The sequence below is a fragment of the Paraburkholderia sp. GAS41 genome, assembly GCF_050436545.1.
Taxonomy (GTDB): Bacteria; Pseudomonadota; Gammaproteobacteria; order Burkholderiales; family Burkholderiaceae; genus Paraburkholderia.
This window is the reverse complement of record NZ_JBNDMK010000003.1, coordinates 32,444-47,220: the sequence shown is the minus strand read 5'-3', so window position 1 is coordinate 47,220 and position 14,777 is coordinate 32,444. Positions and strand designations below refer to the sequence as shown.

Here is a 14,777-nt window from a genome sequence, read left to right as displayed (position 1 = left end):
CGCATCGAGCGACGCGCGCTTCGCGCCACCCCTCAACCCTTGTCAGCTTTCAGAACGCATGTCCGGTGCATCCCCGTTCCAGCCGAACCAACCGAAGCTCTCCCCCCGTCTGCGCTGGCTTGCCTTATGGGGGCCGGGCCTGCTCGTCATGCTGGCCGATTGCGATGCCGGTAACGTCGTCACAGCGGCGCAGGCGGGCGCGCAGTGGGGGCTACAGCTCGTGGTGGTGCTGCTCGCGCTGATTCCACTGCTTTACATGGTTCAGGAACTCACCGTGCGGCTGGGCATCTTCACAGGACGCGGCCATGGCGAACTGATCCGGTCGAACTTCGGCCCGGTGTGGGCATGGATCTCGGCGGCGGGACTCGTCATCGCGGTACTCGGCTCGCTGGTGACGGAATTCACGGGTGTGGCGGGCATCGGCGAATTGTACGGCGTGTCGCGTTCGGTCAGCTTGCCGCTCGCCGTGTGCGCCTTGATCGCCATCGTTACCACGGGCTCGCACAAGCGCGTCGACAAGGCGGCCATCCTGATTGGCGCTTTCGAACTGACGTTCTTCGTCGTCGCTTGGAAGGCGCATCCCGACATCCGCGAGGTGTTCCGGCAAATCAGACATCTTCCCTTCGGCAATCGCCAGTTCGGATATATGACGGCGGCGCTGATTGGCGCGACCTTCAATCCGTGGATGGTGTTCTATCAGCAAGCCGCGGTGGCGGATAAAGAGCTTACCGCGCGGGATTATTCGGCGGCCCGCGCAGAAACCGCACTCGGTGCGGTGCTGACGCAGTTGCTGACGGCCGCCGTGCTGGTTGCCGTCGCCACGACGCTCGCGGGCGACGGCAAACCGCACGCGCTGGAAAGTGTCGGCGAAATCAGCCATGCGCTCGCCACGGTCGTGGGTCCGGAAGCGGGCCGCATCCTGTTCAGCGCGGGTGTGCTCGGTGCGTCGATGGTCGCGGCGATCGTCTGCTCGCTCGCGCTCGCCTGGGGACTTGGCGAAGTCGCGGGATACAATCGGTCGCTCGAAGCGCGGCCGAGTGGCGCGCCGTGGTTTTACGGCGTGTACGTGGCGTCGGTCGCCGGCAGTGCCTATCTGGTGTGGCTGGCGCCGGACCTCATCTGGTTGAACGTGGCTGCTCAGGTGGTCAACGCCCTGATGTTGCCGCTGGTGGCCGGCTTGCTGATCGCGCTTGGCATGCGGGTGCTTTCCGGGCCGCAGCGTCCCCGTGGCCTCTATCTTTGGCTGGTCTCAGGCACCGCCGTGCTGGTGAGCGTCGCGGGCCTCGTCGGCGCGGCCATGGGCCTCGTCTAACGGACGACGAGCCACTGCCGATTAGTCCGCGCGTTTCACACAACGCACGGATTTACGACATTTTTATTCGCATCGCGCTATATATTTAGCGGACCTGAAAAAGCAGGTCGCGACACGGTTGCGCACGCATCGGTGTCGAGTGATTTCGCCTATAAAAATGAGGTTCGTTTTGAATTTGATGATCTGGCTCGTCGAGCTCGACTAGCACCATGAGCGAGCCACGCGTGATCGTCGTCCTGATCGACGACGAAAAAAATATTCGACGTGTTGTCCGAGCTGCTCTGGAAGCAGAGGGCATGGCAGTCTTCGAAGCCAACACGGGTCTGCAAGGACTGGCCCAGGCCGCCACACGGCGTCCCGATCTCGTGATCGCCGACCTCAGCTTGCCGGATATGGACGGCACGGAGGTGATCCGCGAACTGCGCGGATGGTCGACGGTGCCGGTGATCGTCCTGTCGGGTCGCAGTCGCGAGGAGGAGAAGGTGAGCGCGCTCGACGCGGGCGCCGACGACTACCTGACGAAGCCGTTCGGCCTGCCGGAACTGATGGCGCGCATTCGCGCCCATTTACGCCGGCAAACCCGCGGCGGCCGCGCGGGGCTGGCGCAGGTCCGCTTCGGCGCCATCACGCTCGATCTGGGCGAGAGACGTGTCGTGCGCGGCACGGAGACCGTGCATCTGAGCCCGATCGAATACCGCCTGCTGTCCGCACTCGCGCGCTTTCCGGGCCGCGTGCTCACGCATCATCAGCTTTTGCAGGAAGTGTGGGGCCCGGCCCGCGCCGACAATTCGCACTACTTGCGCATTTACATGGGCCACTTGCGGCAGAAGCTCGAATGCGACCCGGCGCAGCCCGAGCACATTGTCACCGAGAGCGGCGTGGGCTACCGGCTGATCGGCGTCGAAGACCCGCGCGACGAATAGGGCGCGGCGCGTCATTACACAATCTTTGCAGCAAGCACGCGCGGTTTTTCGGGTTCTTGACACGCTATATGCTGAAATACAAGCATCGTGATGGACCCGTTAGAGCATTCGGAGTTCTAAGTATGGGTAACCCTGTCGCCGCTCGGAATGGCGATGGCGATGTACGGACCGAACATCAGCACAGCGGTCAATAGTGGAGGCTCGAAAACAATGAACACTGACGAGATCAAGGCGTTGATCGTGGAGATCCGGCGTTATGCGGAGAATCGCGTGGGCGACGTCGCACGGGGTGTGGAAACGCCGGCGCTGGCGGCACTGATGGTCGAGAAGTTCGGCGAGGGCATTGCGAAAGCCATGCAATTGCTTGGCGTTGAAGGCTGCGGTGAACTCGGGCGCGAAATCGACCGCCTGGTGCGCGAAGTCGACCCGCATTATCCGACCCATTTGCAGTACCGCTTCGAAGCACGTCCTGCGGGTCTCGCGATCAACGGCGCGGCGCATTGAAGCGCAACAGCAAAGCGTGCCGCGCTATGACGGCGCGCTCACCAGTGTAAGGAATCGTATGGCGTTCAAGCAAACCAAGGGAAGCATGACCGTAGAGGCCTGCGTGTTTCCCGCTCCGGGCCAGATGTTCAAAGGCGCGCTCCGTGTGACCACACTGCGTAACGACAAAGCGTTGCGCCAGATCACTGGACGCGGCTGCGGCCGACCCATGCGCAGCGCAGACGCTGCACTGGAGTTGGCGGAACTCGAAGCCCGGCGCATTCTCGGCCTCTGAGACAGGCGGCATGCTCTTCGACCGTTTTTCCGGTCGCGTTTGCTCGCGGTGAGCGCGACGGGAAAAGCGGTTGGCACATGCCGATATTTTTACGCGAGCTTGACGCCAATTCGTGTAGCCTGATATCAAGCAAACGAAACGAGGGGCGACATGACGCACCCAATGACAAGCCTGCGAGCTTTTCTCGGCTCGGGCAAGAACACGGCTCAACCTCGGCCCCATGCCACAGCGGGCCGCAACGTGATGATGCACGTCACGCTCGATGCGCAACACGCCACCCCTTTGCGGCAGGCGCTCATCCGCGACTGCGGCGACCAGCCATGGACCATTCGTGTCGCACCGCTGCCTGGAACGGGCCGCGTGCGGCTATCGCTGTATCTGCCGAGGACTGCGATCAATGGCGCGATCCAGCAGGTCGCGCACATCGCGCCGGGCGCTGAATTAGGTCAGTTCTTCGAAATTCCCGATGCTCCCACCGATGCCTGGCGCGGCTTGATGCATGCGGAATCCGCGCCGCGCATCAAGGCGTCCAATGAAGCGGACGAGGCCGAGGCAGCCAATGCCGACGCCGAGCTTGCCGGTGGCGCAATCGCTCAGTTGATGTCGCACGATCATGTCCTGCTGGGTCTGGACGTGTCCGACCGCGAGGCCCTGTTCGCTGAACTGGGCCGCTTCTACGAACAACGTTACGGGTTGCCGGCCGCGGCCGTGATTGCTGGACTGGCGGCGCGTGAAGCGCTGGGCTCGACGGGATTGGGGCAAGGTGTGGCCGTTCCGCATGGACAGATCAAGGGGTTGCGCGAGGCGATGGTGCTCTATGTCCGTCCCCGCACGCCGATCGCGTTCGACGCACCAGATGGCCAACCCGTCAGCGATATCGTCGCGTTGCTCGTGCCAAAATGGGCGAACACGACCCATTTACGTTTGCTGGCCGATGTGGCGGAGCGTTTCTGTGATCACCAGTTCCGCGAGCAATTGCATGCCTGTGACAATGCGCAGGCGGTGTGCCAGCTTTTTGTGGCGTATGAGGCGGCTTGAGCTTAAACGTCGCCGATGCTATTTCCAGAGTCGTGAAACCCTGCTGTCAACGTAAAACGCGGCCCATCACCTTGAAGCGATGGGCCGCGTTTCACGATTACATGCCGGCTCAAACGAAGTGACGCTCAGAAGTACCGCAACTAAACGTCACTGAACGTCACTGAGCGGGTGACAAGCACTATCAGGCAGCGCCCACCAGAACACCACCCGCGAACGCCTCACGCAAATCCTGCAAAGCCTCACGCGCTTCGCTCAGTCGTGCAACGAGTTCAGCAGAAGCGCGCGCGATCGGCATGCGGGTTTCGTCCGTCATTGGATGATCGAACGCCAGCATGGCCTTGATCGCAGCCGGATTCGGCGCGGAGAACAACAGCCGCATCACGGGCTGCAAGCGGGTGAAGAGCGCCTTGGCCTGGTCCACGCAATGGGTTTCGGCAAGCGCCTGCACCTCGATCAGCAGATCCGCGCAGAGATGGGCGCTCGCCAGAATGCCGCCCGCGCCGCCATGCCCGAGGCAGTCGATAAACGCGTCGTCCGTGCCGCACAACACGCTGATCGGCACGCTGCGCAGCTTCTCGAAGCGATCCTTGACGCATTCCTTGATCGCGACGATGTTGTCGCATTCAGTAAGGCGCGCGACGGTTTCCTGCGCGATGGCCACACCGGTGCGATGCGGCACGTCGTACAGCACGATCGAGCGGTCGGTTGCGAGCGCAACCTGTTCGAAGTGCCATTGCACGCCGGCCTGGTCGGGACAGATGTAGGACGGTGGCGAAACGAGGTAGCCGGCGCAATCCCAATGTTCGTAGCGCCGAAGTTCGCGGACCACCTCACGCGTGTCCGACCCGCCCACCCCGACGAGTACCGGCAAGCGGCCGCGGACCACATCGGTGATGGCCTGCAACACCGTGACCCGTTCGGATTCCGACAGCAACGCGGCTTCGCCGGTCGTGCCGAGCGCCACAAAACCGCTGATCTCAGTGCGCGAATAGTAGTCAGCCAGATGCTGAAGTGCGTCGATATCCACTTCGCCATTGCGCATGGGCGTGACGAGCGGCAACCAGATACCTGAGTACATCATCAGGACGCCTCCTTACCAACATGACGGCGCTTGAGCGGTCCGATCATGGCATAGGGGAGGGTCGTAATCAGCGCGTGCATGGTGAAGTCGAGGTCGTCGGGGGCGATGTCGAGGTTCAGGTGCACATGGTCGTGCTTGATCTCGGTGCTGACGACATAAACGCCGAGCGGCGAATGCAACAACGTCTTGAGTTGGGTGCGCGCATCGTCCTCGGATACGCCGAGGAGGGTCACCGGTAACTGCACACGGGGCGAAGGAAAGGGGATGACGTTCTGGCGGGAGACGGGTTGCGCACGTTGCGGTCCGGCGTCGAAGACATGAAGAGACAGAGAGAGAGCCATGAGAGGTGAGTCGCTGCTGTGGTTGTTCAACACAGTGACTAGAGTAGACCCCCCGGTGTAAACATCGCGCTAAGATCTGCGCCTTTGGCGGAAAAATACGGTGGTGGTGTTGCAGCGGGTCGATGCCCTACAAGAGCTGGGCATCGACCCAAATGATTAGCCTTCGGTACGCTCAGCAGGCAGCCAGCCTTGCGTTTTGCCCATTTGCGCCACCTGTTTGGCGATCGACTCCGCCAGCTTTTTGGCATTGCCCGCTGCGCCGCCGTGCTTGCTTTCGGATGCGCCATGCAAGCCTCCGCCCACTGCCGCCGATGTCGCCAGATGGCCGGCCGCCGCACCCACGCCCGCTGTTTCCGCTATGCCAGGCATCTTGCCGCTGTCTGCGTCCGCGTCGAAACTTTGCACGAGCCGTGCAGCGCCGCCGGCAGGTTTATACAGAAGCTGAACCGACGTGCTGAGTTCGCTCTTGCCGGCACCGAGGCCGATCAGGATCCGCCGGCGACGATTGCCCGAATCGATCGTGTCGAACTTGCCTTGCACGATGAGGACGTTCTGATTCGCCGGAGCAGGTGCATCCGCGCGGATGGCGTGCAGCCCCATGGATTGCAGTTGCTGCACGATGTCATCGGCCACCTGCTCACGCACCTCGAACGCTTCCTGCGTCTGTTTTTGCGCGGCCGAGGCGCCGCTGAACTGCGAGGCGACTTTCTGGATCATGCCACCGTTGTCGAGCTTCACCTGATCCGGAGTGCTATCGAATGAATAGACGTAAATGGTGTCCGGGCGCACTTGCGGCTGGGCCGAATACTGCGCGGTCTGGGTAACGCCGCCGGCACATCCTGTCAGCAAAACGCAAAGCACTATCACGATCATCGAGGCGCCGCGTGCCCCCTCATTTGCTACGAATCGAATTGCATTCAACATGGTCGTCCTGTCCTGATACGGTTGTGTCATCACTCGCTTGATCGTATCGTCCGATGATTGCGAAACCGTTGGATGCAGATTCATCTCCGATCTCATTCATGCGCGATACACCTGCTGCTCTCGGGTACGTTGCAGTTGCACTGGCAGCGGAACGAAGTATGGCGGAGCGACCTTTTGAACTCCACGCATTGATTATGTCGAGCGATGTCACGCCGCCTCGCGCTGCCCCGGGCTCTCATCCAGACAAACCCTGATTGCTGCGAGGAATTGCCCACTGCTATCGTTCGCAGGTCTTGTGGAAGCGCTTCCACTCCGCTTCCACCCAAGCTGCTCAACGACCCTGGCAACGCTGTTGCATGGGACCGCAGTAAGCGCTTTGCAAGAGACCGGAGTCAGCGCCCAGGCGCCAGCTCGGGTCGGCAACCCAGGCGCCCGCTCCGGTCGACACATGGAGAATCCGTGGCAAACGACGCATCCGCTCTGTCCCAAGACCTGAACGGCGATCCGTTCTCCCCACCCGCCGATTCCTCGCTCTGGCGCAAGCAGTTCCTGCTTGGCGCGGCCACCGCGTCGTATCAGATCGAAGGCGCCGTGCATGAAGACGGCCGCTTGCCGTCGATCTGGGACACTTTCTCGGCGACGCCAGGCAAGGTGCTCGCCGGCGATACAGGCGAGACGGCCTGTGATCACTACCATCGCTGGGAAGGCGATTTCGACATGCTGACGGCGCTCAACTTCGAAGCGTACCGTCTGTCGATCGCCTGGCCGCGCGTCATGGACGAAGCCGGCCGGCCGAACCAGAAGGGACTCGATTTCTACAAGCGGCTGCTCGGCCGCCTCAAGGAGAAGGGCCTCAAGACGTTCGTCACGCTGTACCACTGGGACTTGCCGCAGCACCTCGAGGATCGCGGCGGCTGGCTCAATCGCGACACCGCGTATCGCTTTGCCGACTATGCCGATCTGATGAGCCGCGAGCTCGCGGGCCAGGTCGATGCCTGGATGACGCTCAACGAGCCGTGGTGCTCGGCGTTCCTCGGCTACGGCAACGGCCATCATGCGCCGGGGCTCGCGAATGGACGCTTCGCGACGCAGGCCATGCACCAGCTGCTGCTCGCGCATGGTCTGGCGATTCCGGTGCTGCGCGCGAACGATCCGGCGTCGCAGAAGGGCATCGTCGCCAACGTCGGCCGGGGTACCGCGAATTCCGCCAGCGCCGCAGACCAGCGTGCGGCGCATCTGTTCGAAGTGCAGCACAACGCCTGGATTCTCGACCCGCTGCTCAAAGGCGCGTATCCGGAAGATCTGTTCGAACTGTGGCCCGGCACCGAGCCGCTGGTGCTGGACGGCGATCTGAAGACGATTTCCGCTCCGCTCGACTTCCTCGGCATCAACTACTACTTCCGGACCAACGTCGAGAGCGATGGCGCGCACGGCTTCACCGAAGTCCCGCCGGAAAGTGTGGAACGCACGCAGATGGGCTGGGAAGTGCATCCGGACGGATTGCGCGACCTGCTGACCGGCTTCGACAAGACCTACTCGAACCTGCCGCCCATCTATATCACCGAGAACGGTATGGCGTCGGACGACAAGGTGATCGAAGGCCGCGTCGACGATCCGCAGCGCATTTCCTTCATCAAGCGCCACCTTGCCGCGGTAGACAGTGCGATCAAGGCGGGTGTGGATATTCGCGGGTATTTCGTGTGGTCGCTGATGGACAACTTCGAATGGGCGTTTGGTTATGAACGGCGTTTCGGCGTGGTGCACGTCGACTATGAAACGCAGAAACGCACGTTCAAACGCAGTGCCGAACTGATCGCAACGTTTCTCGCGGAGCGCAAGCAACGCAACTGAGTCACGTATCAGGTGCCTGCAACGGCACAAGGCAAAGCTGGTTCGTATGTCCACCTGAAACAAGGGCGCAAAGCCTGAAGGAGACGGAATGCACAGCAGAAGGACACTCGTGAGTGGGATTGCTCTCGCGCTCGCGCTCAATGGTGTGGTTGCCCACGCTGACCCGTTGAAGGCCAACGTGATTCACTGGTGGACCTCGGGCGGCGAATCGGCCGCGATCCGCCAGTTCGCGGACGCCTATAACAAGGCCGGCGGATTGTGGGTCGACAATGCGGTCGCTGGTGCCGATCAGGCGCGCTCCACCGCGATCAACCGGATCGTCGGTGGCGATCCACCCACCGCCGCGCAGTTCAACACGTCGAAGCAGTTCCATGACCTGATCGATCAGGGCATGCTCAACAACGTCGACACGGTCGCCGCCAAGGAAAACTGGGACACGATTTTCCCGCCGTCGATTCTCAATTCGATCAAGGTCAACGGGCATTTCTACGCCGCGCCCGTCGATATTCACATGCAGGACTGGTTCTTCTATTCGAAGCCGGCGTTCAAGAAAGCGGGCATTGCAGGCGAACCGCAGACCTTCGATGAACTGTTCACCGATCTCGACAAGCTGAAAGCCGCGGGCTACATCCCGCTCGCGCTCGGCGGTCAGGCCTGGCAGGAGAAAATCACCTTCGACGCGGTGTTTGCCGATGTCGGCGGCACGGATCTCTACATGAAGGTCTACCGCGACCGCGATCAGAACGCGGTCAACTCGCCCGCCTTCAAGAACGTGCTCACGACCTTCAAACGTCTGCACAACTACGTCGATGCGGGCTCCCCGGGCCGCAACTGGAATGACGCGACGGCGCTGGTGATCTCGGGCAAGGCCGGCATGCAGGTGATGGGCGACTGGGCGAAGGGCGAGTTCTCCGCGGCCAATCAGGTGGCCGGCAAGGACTTCGGCTGCTTCCCGGGTTTTGGTCCGAAATCGCCGTACATGGTGGCGGGCGACGTCTTCGTGTTCCCGAAGACCGACAACGCCAATGCCATCAAGGCGCAGAACCTGCTGGCCACGGTCATGACCTCGCCTGAGGCGCAGGTCGCTTTCAGCGCGAAGAAAGGCTCCATCCCGATCCGCCCGGACGTGGATACCTCGAGCCTGGATATTTGCGCGAAAGAGGGCATTGCGATCATGAAAGACAAATCGCGTCAGTTGCCTAACCCGGAAATGCTGATTTCGCCGGACGTGCAAGGCGCGTTGACGGATGTCATCACCAACTTCTGGAACAAGAACGAGTCGGCCGAGGATGCGCAAAAGGCCTTCGCCAGCGCATTGAAGGGCTAGGCCCTGCGATGCGCGCACTCGACCTGAACTCCACCACGGCACGACCGTCCAGACGCTCGAAGCCGCTCGGCCGACGTTGGCCGCTGGCCGCCTGGATCGCGCTGGTGCCGATGGTGGTGACGGTCGTCTGCGCGTATCTCGGCACCATGCTCTGGACCGCGCGGGTGTCGCTGACGCTGTCGCGCACCTTTCCGTCGAACCAGTACGCCGGCGTGACGCAATACGTGCGGCTCTTCAACAACGACCGCTGGATGGTGTCGTTGCAGCACATCGTGATTTACGGGGTGTGCTTCATCATTGCGTGCATGGTGATCGGCCTTCTGCTGGCCATCTTCATCGACCAGCGGGTGGTGGCGGAAGGCGCGCTGCGCACGGTGTTCCTGTATCCGTATGCGATGTCGTTCGTCGCCACCGGTCTCGTCTGGCAATGGATTCTCAATCCGGAACTGGGCGTGCAGGAGGTGTTGCATCGGATCGGCTTCCCGCATGCGCGCTTCGACTGGATCGTCGATCAGGACTGGGTCGTGTATACGCTCGTGATCGCCACGGTCTGGCAGGCGTCCGGGCTCGTCATGGCCTTGTTGCTGGCGGGGCTGCGCGGCATCGACGACGAGATCTGGAAGGCCGCGCGCATCGACGGCATTCCACGCTGGCGGGTCTACATGAGCATCGTGGTGCCGATGCTCAAGACCTCGATGTCCACAGCCTTCGTGCTGCTGTTCGTGATGGTGATCAAGCTCTATGACGCGGTGGTGGCGATGACGCAGGGCGGTCCCGGCACGGCCAGCGAAGTGCCGGCCAAGTTCATCATGGACTATCTGTTCGGTCGCGCCAACATCGGTCTGGCGTCGGCAGCTTCGATCGTTCTGCTGACGACCGTGCTGGCCATTCTCGCGCCGTTCTTTTATCTGCGTAGCCGCGTGGCCTTGCGCAAGGACGTTTGATGAATACGGTCTCTTCCGTTGATAAATCCGCCGTCCCAGGCCCGCGTCCAGGTCCGAAGCGTCGCCCGCATTTCACGCCCGCGCGCTTTGGTGTCTATGCATTCCTGATTACCGCAGCGGTGTTCTTCCTGTTGCCGCTCTACGTGATGCTGGTGACCTCGGTCAAACCGATGACCGAGATCCGCATGGGCAATCTGCTGGCGTTGCCGATGCATGTCACGCTCGCACCGTGGCGCGATGCGTGGTCCTCGGCCTGCACCGGGCTCGACTGCAACGGCATTCAGGTCGGCTTCTGGAACTCGGTGCGCATCGTGGTGCCGAGCACGATCCTGTCGATCGCCATCGGTGCGGTGAACGGCTACGCCCTGTCGTTCTGGCGGCCGCGCGGCGCGGGGATACTGTTCGCCATCCTGCTGATGGGCGCCTTCATTCCGGTGCAGGTGATGGTCTATCCGTTGGTGCGCGTGCTGGCGAGCGTGCATCTGTTCAGCTCGCTGCCGGGCATCGTGGTGATTCATACGATCTTCGGCATGCCGATCATGACGCTGCTGTTTCGCAACTACTACGCGTCGATTCCGCTGGAACTGTTCAAGGCGGCGCGGATCGACGGCGGCGGCTTCTGGCGCATCTTCCTGCAACTGATGCTGCCGATGTCGACCCCGATCATCGTGGTCGCGGTCATCATGCAGGTGACCGGCATCTGGAACGACTTCATTCTCGGGCTGGTGTTCGCCGGCACCAAAAATCTGCCGATGACGGTGCAGTTGAACAACATCATCAACACCACGACGGGCGAGCGGCTTTACAACGTAAATATGGCCGCCACCATTCTGACCTCGATGGTGCCGCTCGCCATCTACTTCATCTCGGGCCGCTGGTTTGTGCGCGGCATTGCTTCCGGCGCAGTCAAGGGATAGAGCATGACCAATGTATCGAACGTGTCGATTCGTAACCTGCGGATCGATCTGGGTGCGAACAAGGTCATCGAGGCGCTCGATCTCGATGTCAATGCGGGCGAATTCGTGGTGCTGCTCGGCCCGTCCGGTTGCGGAAAATCCACCCTGCTGCATAGCATTGCGGGGCTGATCGACGTCACCGACGGCAGCATCGAAATTGGCGGCCAGGACATGACGTGGGCCGATCCGAAAGATCGCCGCATTTCGCTGGTGTTCCAGTCGTACGCGCTCTATCCGACCATGAACGTGGAGCGCAATCTGTCGTTTGCACTGCGTATCAATGGCACGCCCAAGGCGGAAATCGAGCGCCGCGTGACGCGCGCCTCGGAGATGCTGCAACTCGGACCGCTGCTCAAGCGCAAGCCCGCGCAACTGTCCGGCGGGCAGCGTCAGCGGGTGGCGATCGGCCGGGCGATCGTGCGCGAAGCGGATGTGTTTCTGTTCGACGAGCCGCTTTCGAATCTCGACGCCAAACTGCGCACTGAATTGCGCCGCGAACTGAAGCAACTGCATCAGCGGCTGGGCGCGACGATGATCTACGTGACGCACGACCAGGTGGAGGCGATGACGCTTGCCACCCGCATGGCCGTGATGCGCGGTGGCGTGATCCAGCAGATCGGCACGCCTGCCGAGGTCTATGCGCGGCCGGACAACCTGTTCGTCGCGACGTTCCTCGGCTCGCCGGCCATGAACATGCTGCAAGGACGGCTCGAACGGCGCGAGGAGGGCATGCGTTTTCGCACCGAACATCTCGATCTCGACGTCTCGCGTTATCCGTTCAAAACCTTGCCGGATACCACGTTGCCGTGCGTGCTGGGTGTGCGTCCCGAGGATGTGCGGGTGGGCGCGGATCTGGCGCAGCGCGGCCGCGTGTCGCTGGTCGAGCCGATGGGTAACCATCAGGTTATCTGGCTCGATTATCATGGCGCCCAGATCGCGTCGATCGATCAGGACAAGTCGCCCATCGCATTGGGCGACACGTGTGCCTTTTCGTTCGACAGCGCCCATATTTCGCTGTTCGACGAGGCCAGTGGCGCCCGTCTTTGAACGGCATGGCTTGATGACGGAGCGTTGCGTGGCAACCCTGAAAGACGTGGCGGAACTGGCGGGTGTCGGTATGTCGACGGCATCGCGGGCGATCTCCGGCAAAGGGCCGGTGTCGGCCGACGCCGCTCGTCGAGTCCAGGCCGCGATCGAGGCGCTGAACTACCGCCCGTCTTCGATCGGCCGTGCCATGGCGACGCAATCGCTCGGCATGATCGGCCTGTTCGTGCCGACTTTTTTCGGCTCGTACTACGGCACCATCCTCAAGCAGACCGATACCGAATTGCGCACCGTCCACCGTCACGTGGTGGTGGCCACGGGTTGCGGCGAGGCGTCGCCGCGCGAGCAGGCCATGGAGGCGGTGGAGTTTCTGATTGGCCGCGATTGCGACGGCGTGATCGTCATCAGCCACGATCTGCATGACGAGGACCTGATTCGTCTGCACAAGATGCATCCGAAGATGGTGTTCCTCAACCGGACCTTCGGGCAACTGCCTGAGGCGTCATTTTGCGCGGATCACGTGCGCGGCGGCGAGCTGGCCGCGCGCACCCTGGTCGAGTATGGACATCGGGACATCGCGGTGATCGCCGGGCCCTTTGCCGCCTCGGACAATCAGGCGCGTATCGACGGGTTTTTTGCGGAGCTGGCGCGTCACGGCATCGAACGCGCGGACGTGGCGCTGATCGAATCGGACTTCTCGCCGGAGGGCGGCTATGCCGCGGCGCAGACGCTGCTCGAATCGAAGCAGCCCTTTACGGCGGTCTTCTGCGCCAACGACACGATGGCGGTGAGCGCGCTCGCGCGCTTTCAGCAGGCGGGCATGTCGGTGCCGGGCGACGTTTCGGTGATCGGCTACGACGACGACTATTCCGCGGCCTATGCTGCCCCTGCGCTGACTTCGGTGCATATTCCGACCGCGGACCTGACGCGCAACGCCGTGCGCTGGCTCGTCAACGAATGCTATGGAACGGCATGGGAGATCTTCCGCGAATTTCCCGTCACGGTGACCATGCGTGCTTCGGTGGGGGCGGCGCCGCCGCGCTCGCGGACAGCGAAACGCACGCGCCCGGCGGTATCACCCCGGCCGCGCGGCGCGGCCAAACCGGGTTGAAGCAGCGCGCTCAGGCGCTGTCGCGCAGCATCTGTTCGTGGCGCATGCGCGCCTCTTCATCGAGACGGGTGTCCTCCAGTTCCTGCAGGACCGCTTCCAGGTCGACCGGTGTGGTGTCGAGTTCGACGCGTCCGGTGAGTTGCACGTCGACATTGAGCTCGCCGCCTTCGAACAGCGCCCAGATCTCCTTGCCGTAGCTCGCGCTGAGCAGATGCGGCGCGAAGCGGCCGAAGTAGGCCGCGAGATTGTCCACGTCCCGCTCCAGCATGGCCGGCGCTTCGAGATTGCCGGCCGCGTCCACCGCTTGCGGTAGATCGATGATCACGGGGCCGTCGGCGGCCAGCAGGATGTTGTACTCGGACAGGTCGCCGTGAATCACGCCGGCGCACAGCATGCGCACGACCTGGTTGAGCAGCAGCGCGTGCAGTTCGACCGCGCGGGCTTCGCTCATGTCCACATCGTTCAGGCGCGGCGCGACGTTGCCGTCCTCGTCGGTCACCAGTTCCATCAGCAGGACGCCGTCAGTGCAGATATACGGCTGCGGCACGCGCACGCCGGCATTGGCCAGACGAAACAGCGCATCGACTTCCGCGTTCTGCCACAGCTGTTCCTGCACCTCGCGGCCATACCGGCTGCCTTTTTCGAGGGCACGCGCTTCCCGGCTGTTCTTGACCTTGCGGCCCTCGCGGTACGAGGCGGCCTGGCGGAAACTGCGCTGTTTGGCGTCCTTGTAGACCTTCGCGCACCGGGTCGAATCGCCGCTGCGCACCACGTAGACGGTGGCTTCCTTGCCGCTCATCAACTGGCTGATGACTTCGTCGATCAGGCCTTCTTCGACGAGCGGAATGAGACGCTTGGGTGTTTTCATGCGGCCACCGCCGGCAGGTTGCACGGGGAGGCCAGCGAAGTGGAGCGGGGAACGGCGGATCGCGTGAGCGTGGCTGCCTGAGCGCAAGCAGCCTGGAGCGGAAATAGAGTCATGCCGGATTATAAGGTGTACGGGGCAATCGGCAGAATTTCGGGGACGCCTTTCGGTTTGGTAAGCCTCGTGGGTCTCATGCGCTTGAAGGAGGCACGATTCGCAATCGAGTCTTGCGTTGTCGTGCCTACTCGCGGCAGGATGCGGGATTCCCACCTGATTGCGACG

General features: G+C 62.4%; 15 protein-coding genes. 11 read left to right on the top strand and 4 right to left on the bottom strand.

All coding sequences use genetic code 11. The annotated features are described in order from the left end of the window. Positions 1-58: 58 nt before the first annotated feature. From P3T43_RS06365 to P3T43_RS06345, 5 genes are all read left to right on the top strand, one after another. Complete coding sequence (locus P3T43_RS06365) at positions 59-1,312, top strand: NRAMP family divalent metal transporter (protein WP_429280209.1); 1,254 nt, start codon at positions 59-61, stop codon at positions 1,310-1,312. A 209-nt stretch (positions 1,313-1,521) separates the two neighbouring features. Next, positions 1,522-2,235 (top strand): response regulator, encoded by a 714-nt coding sequence (locus P3T43_RS06360; RefSeq protein ID WP_429280208.1) that lies wholly within the window; start codon positions 1,522-1,524, stop codon positions 2,233-2,235. 210 nt (positions 2,236-2,445) lie between these two features. Then, a complete protein-coding gene (locus tag P3T43_RS06355; RefSeq protein ID WP_429280207.1) occupies positions 2,446-2,739 on the top strand; it encodes a hypothetical protein in 294 nt (97 codons plus the stop codon). A 58-nt stretch (positions 2,740-2,797) separates the two neighbouring features. Beyond that, on the top strand, positions 2,798-3,013 hold the full coding sequence (locus P3T43_RS06350) for a hypothetical protein (protein WP_429280206.1): 216 nt from the start codon (positions 2,798-2,800) through the stop codon (positions 3,011-3,013). A gap of 150 nt (positions 3,014-3,163) precedes the next feature. Then, positions 3,164-4,051 carry a PTS sugar transporter subunit IIA gene (locus P3T43_RS06345; RefSeq protein ID WP_429280205.1) on the top strand — a complete coding sequence of 296 codons (888 nt, stop codon included), beginning with the start codon at positions 3,164-3,166 and terminating at the stop codon, positions 4,049-4,051. 181 nt (positions 4,052-4,232) lie between these two features. Here P3T43_RS06345 and P3T43_RS06340 read toward each other — a convergent pair whose 3' ends face one another. The 3 genes from P3T43_RS06340 to P3T43_RS06330 form a co-directional block, all read right to left on the bottom strand. Next, positions 4,233-5,129, bottom strand: coding sequence for a 4-hydroxy-tetrahydrodipicolinate synthase family protein (locus tag P3T43_RS06340; protein WP_429280500.1), 897 nt, complete (start codon positions 5,127-5,129; stop codon positions 4,233-4,235). A 2-nt stretch (positions 5,130-5,131) separates the two neighbouring features. Further along, positions 5,132-5,473: a hypothetical protein gene (locus P3T43_RS06335; RefSeq protein ID WP_429280204.1), complete on the bottom strand. Its 342-nt coding sequence runs from the start codon at positions 5,471-5,473 to the stop codon at positions 5,132-5,134. Between the two features lie 156 nt (positions 5,474-5,629). Next, complete coding sequence (locus P3T43_RS06330) at positions 5,630-6,397, bottom strand: DUF4410 domain-containing protein (protein ID WP_429280499.1); 768 nt, start codon at positions 6,395-6,397, stop codon at positions 5,630-5,632. A gap of 459 nt (positions 6,398-6,856) precedes the next feature. On the opposite strand from P3T43_RS06330, the gene P3T43_RS06325 reads away from it, so the two are divergent. The 6 genes from P3T43_RS06325 to P3T43_RS06300 all read left to right on the top strand — a co-directional run bounded on the left by P3T43_RS06325 (position 6,857) and on the right by P3T43_RS06300 (position 13,630). Beyond that, positions 6,857-8,248, top strand: a complete 1,392-nt coding sequence (locus tag P3T43_RS06325) for a GH1 family beta-glucosidase (RefSeq protein ID WP_429280203.1) — start codon at positions 6,857-6,859, stop codon at positions 8,246-8,248. A gap of 88 nt (positions 8,249-8,336) precedes the next feature. Next, positions 8,337-9,575 (top strand): ABC transporter substrate-binding protein, encoded by a 1,239-nt coding sequence (locus P3T43_RS06320; protein ID WP_429280202.1) that lies wholly within the window; start codon positions 8,337-8,339, stop codon positions 9,573-9,575. A gap of 8 nt (positions 9,576-9,583) precedes the next feature. Continuing rightward, positions 9,584-10,519: a carbohydrate ABC transporter permease gene (locus P3T43_RS06315; protein WP_429280201.1), complete on the top strand. Its 936-nt coding sequence runs from the start codon at positions 9,584-9,586 to the stop codon at positions 10,517-10,519. Beyond that, on the top strand, positions 10,519-11,436 hold the full coding sequence (locus tag P3T43_RS06310) for a carbohydrate ABC transporter permease (protein ID WP_429280200.1): 918 nt from the start codon (positions 10,519-10,521) through the stop codon (positions 11,434-11,436). Before P3T43_RS06315 ends, P3T43_RS06310 begins: the two co-directional genes overlap by 1 nt. Before the next feature lie 3 nt (positions 11,437-11,439). Then, on the top strand, positions 11,440-12,522 hold the full coding sequence (locus tag P3T43_RS06305) for an ABC transporter ATP-binding protein (RefSeq protein WP_429280199.1): 1,083 nt from the start codon (positions 11,440-11,442) through the stop codon (positions 12,520-12,522). A gap of 28 nt (positions 12,523-12,550) precedes the next feature. Next, entirely contained in the window at positions 12,551-13,630 is a 1,080-nt protein-coding gene (locus P3T43_RS06300; protein WP_429280198.1) for a LacI family DNA-binding transcriptional regulator, read from the top strand. Between the two features lie 10 nt (positions 13,631-13,640). Here the strand turns inward: P3T43_RS06300 and P3T43_RS06295 are convergent, their stop codons facing one another. Continuing rightward, complete coding sequence (locus tag P3T43_RS06295) at positions 13,641-14,498, bottom strand: PA4780 family RIO1-like protein kinase (RefSeq protein WP_429280197.1); 858 nt, start codon at positions 14,496-14,498, stop codon at positions 13,641-13,643. Positions 14,499-14,777: the final 279 nt, after the last annotated feature.

Bases quoted from the DNA above. Each gene is read 5' to 3' on its own strand.
- P3T43_RS06295 (WP_429280197.1), bottom strand. From the start codon at position 14,498: ATGAAAACACCCAAGCGTCTCATTCCGCTCGTCGAAGAAGGCCTGATC.
- P3T43_RS06330 (WP_429280499.1), bottom strand. From the start codon at position 6,397: ATGTTGAATGCAATTCGATTCGTAGCAAATGAGGGGGCACGCGGCGCC.
- P3T43_RS06310 (WP_429280200.1), top strand. From the start codon at position 10,519: ATGAATACGGTCTCTTCCGTTGATAAATCCGCCGTCCCAGGCCCGCGT.
- P3T43_RS06345 (WP_429280205.1), top strand. From the start codon at position 3,164: ATGACGCACCCAATGACAAGCCTGCGAGCTTTTCTCGGCTCGGGCAAG.
- P3T43_RS06355 (WP_429280207.1), top strand. From the start codon at position 2,446: ATGAACACTGACGAGATCAAGGCGTTGATCGTGGAGATCCGGCGTTAT.
- P3T43_RS06335 (WP_429280204.1), bottom strand. From the start codon at position 5,473: ATGGCTCTCTCTCTGTCTCTTCATGTCTTCGACGCCGGACCGCAACGT.
- P3T43_RS06365 (WP_429280209.1), top strand. From the start codon at position 59: ATGTCCGGTGCATCCCCGTTCCAGCCGAACCAACCGAAGCTCTCCCCC.
- P3T43_RS06315 (WP_429280201.1), top strand. From the start codon at position 9,584: ATGCGCGCACTCGACCTGAACTCCACCACGGCACGACCGTCCAGACGC.
- P3T43_RS06350 (WP_429280206.1), top strand. From the start codon at position 2,798: ATGGCGTTCAAGCAAACCAAGGGAAGCATGACCGTAGAGGCCTGCGTG.
- P3T43_RS06360 (WP_429280208.1), top strand. From the start codon at position 1,522: ATGAGCGAGCCACGCGTGATCGTCGTCCTGATCGACGACGAAAAAAAT.
- P3T43_RS06320 (WP_429280202.1), top strand. From the start codon at position 8,337: ATGCACAGCAGAAGGACACTCGTGAGTGGGATTGCTCTCGCGCTCGCG.
- P3T43_RS06305 (WP_429280199.1), top strand. From the start codon at position 11,440: ATGACCAATGTATCGAACGTGTCGATTCGTAACCTGCGGATCGATCTG.
- P3T43_RS06340 (WP_429280500.1), bottom strand. From the start codon at position 5,129: ATGTACTCAGGTATCTGGTTGCCGCTCGTCACGCCCATGCGCAATGGC.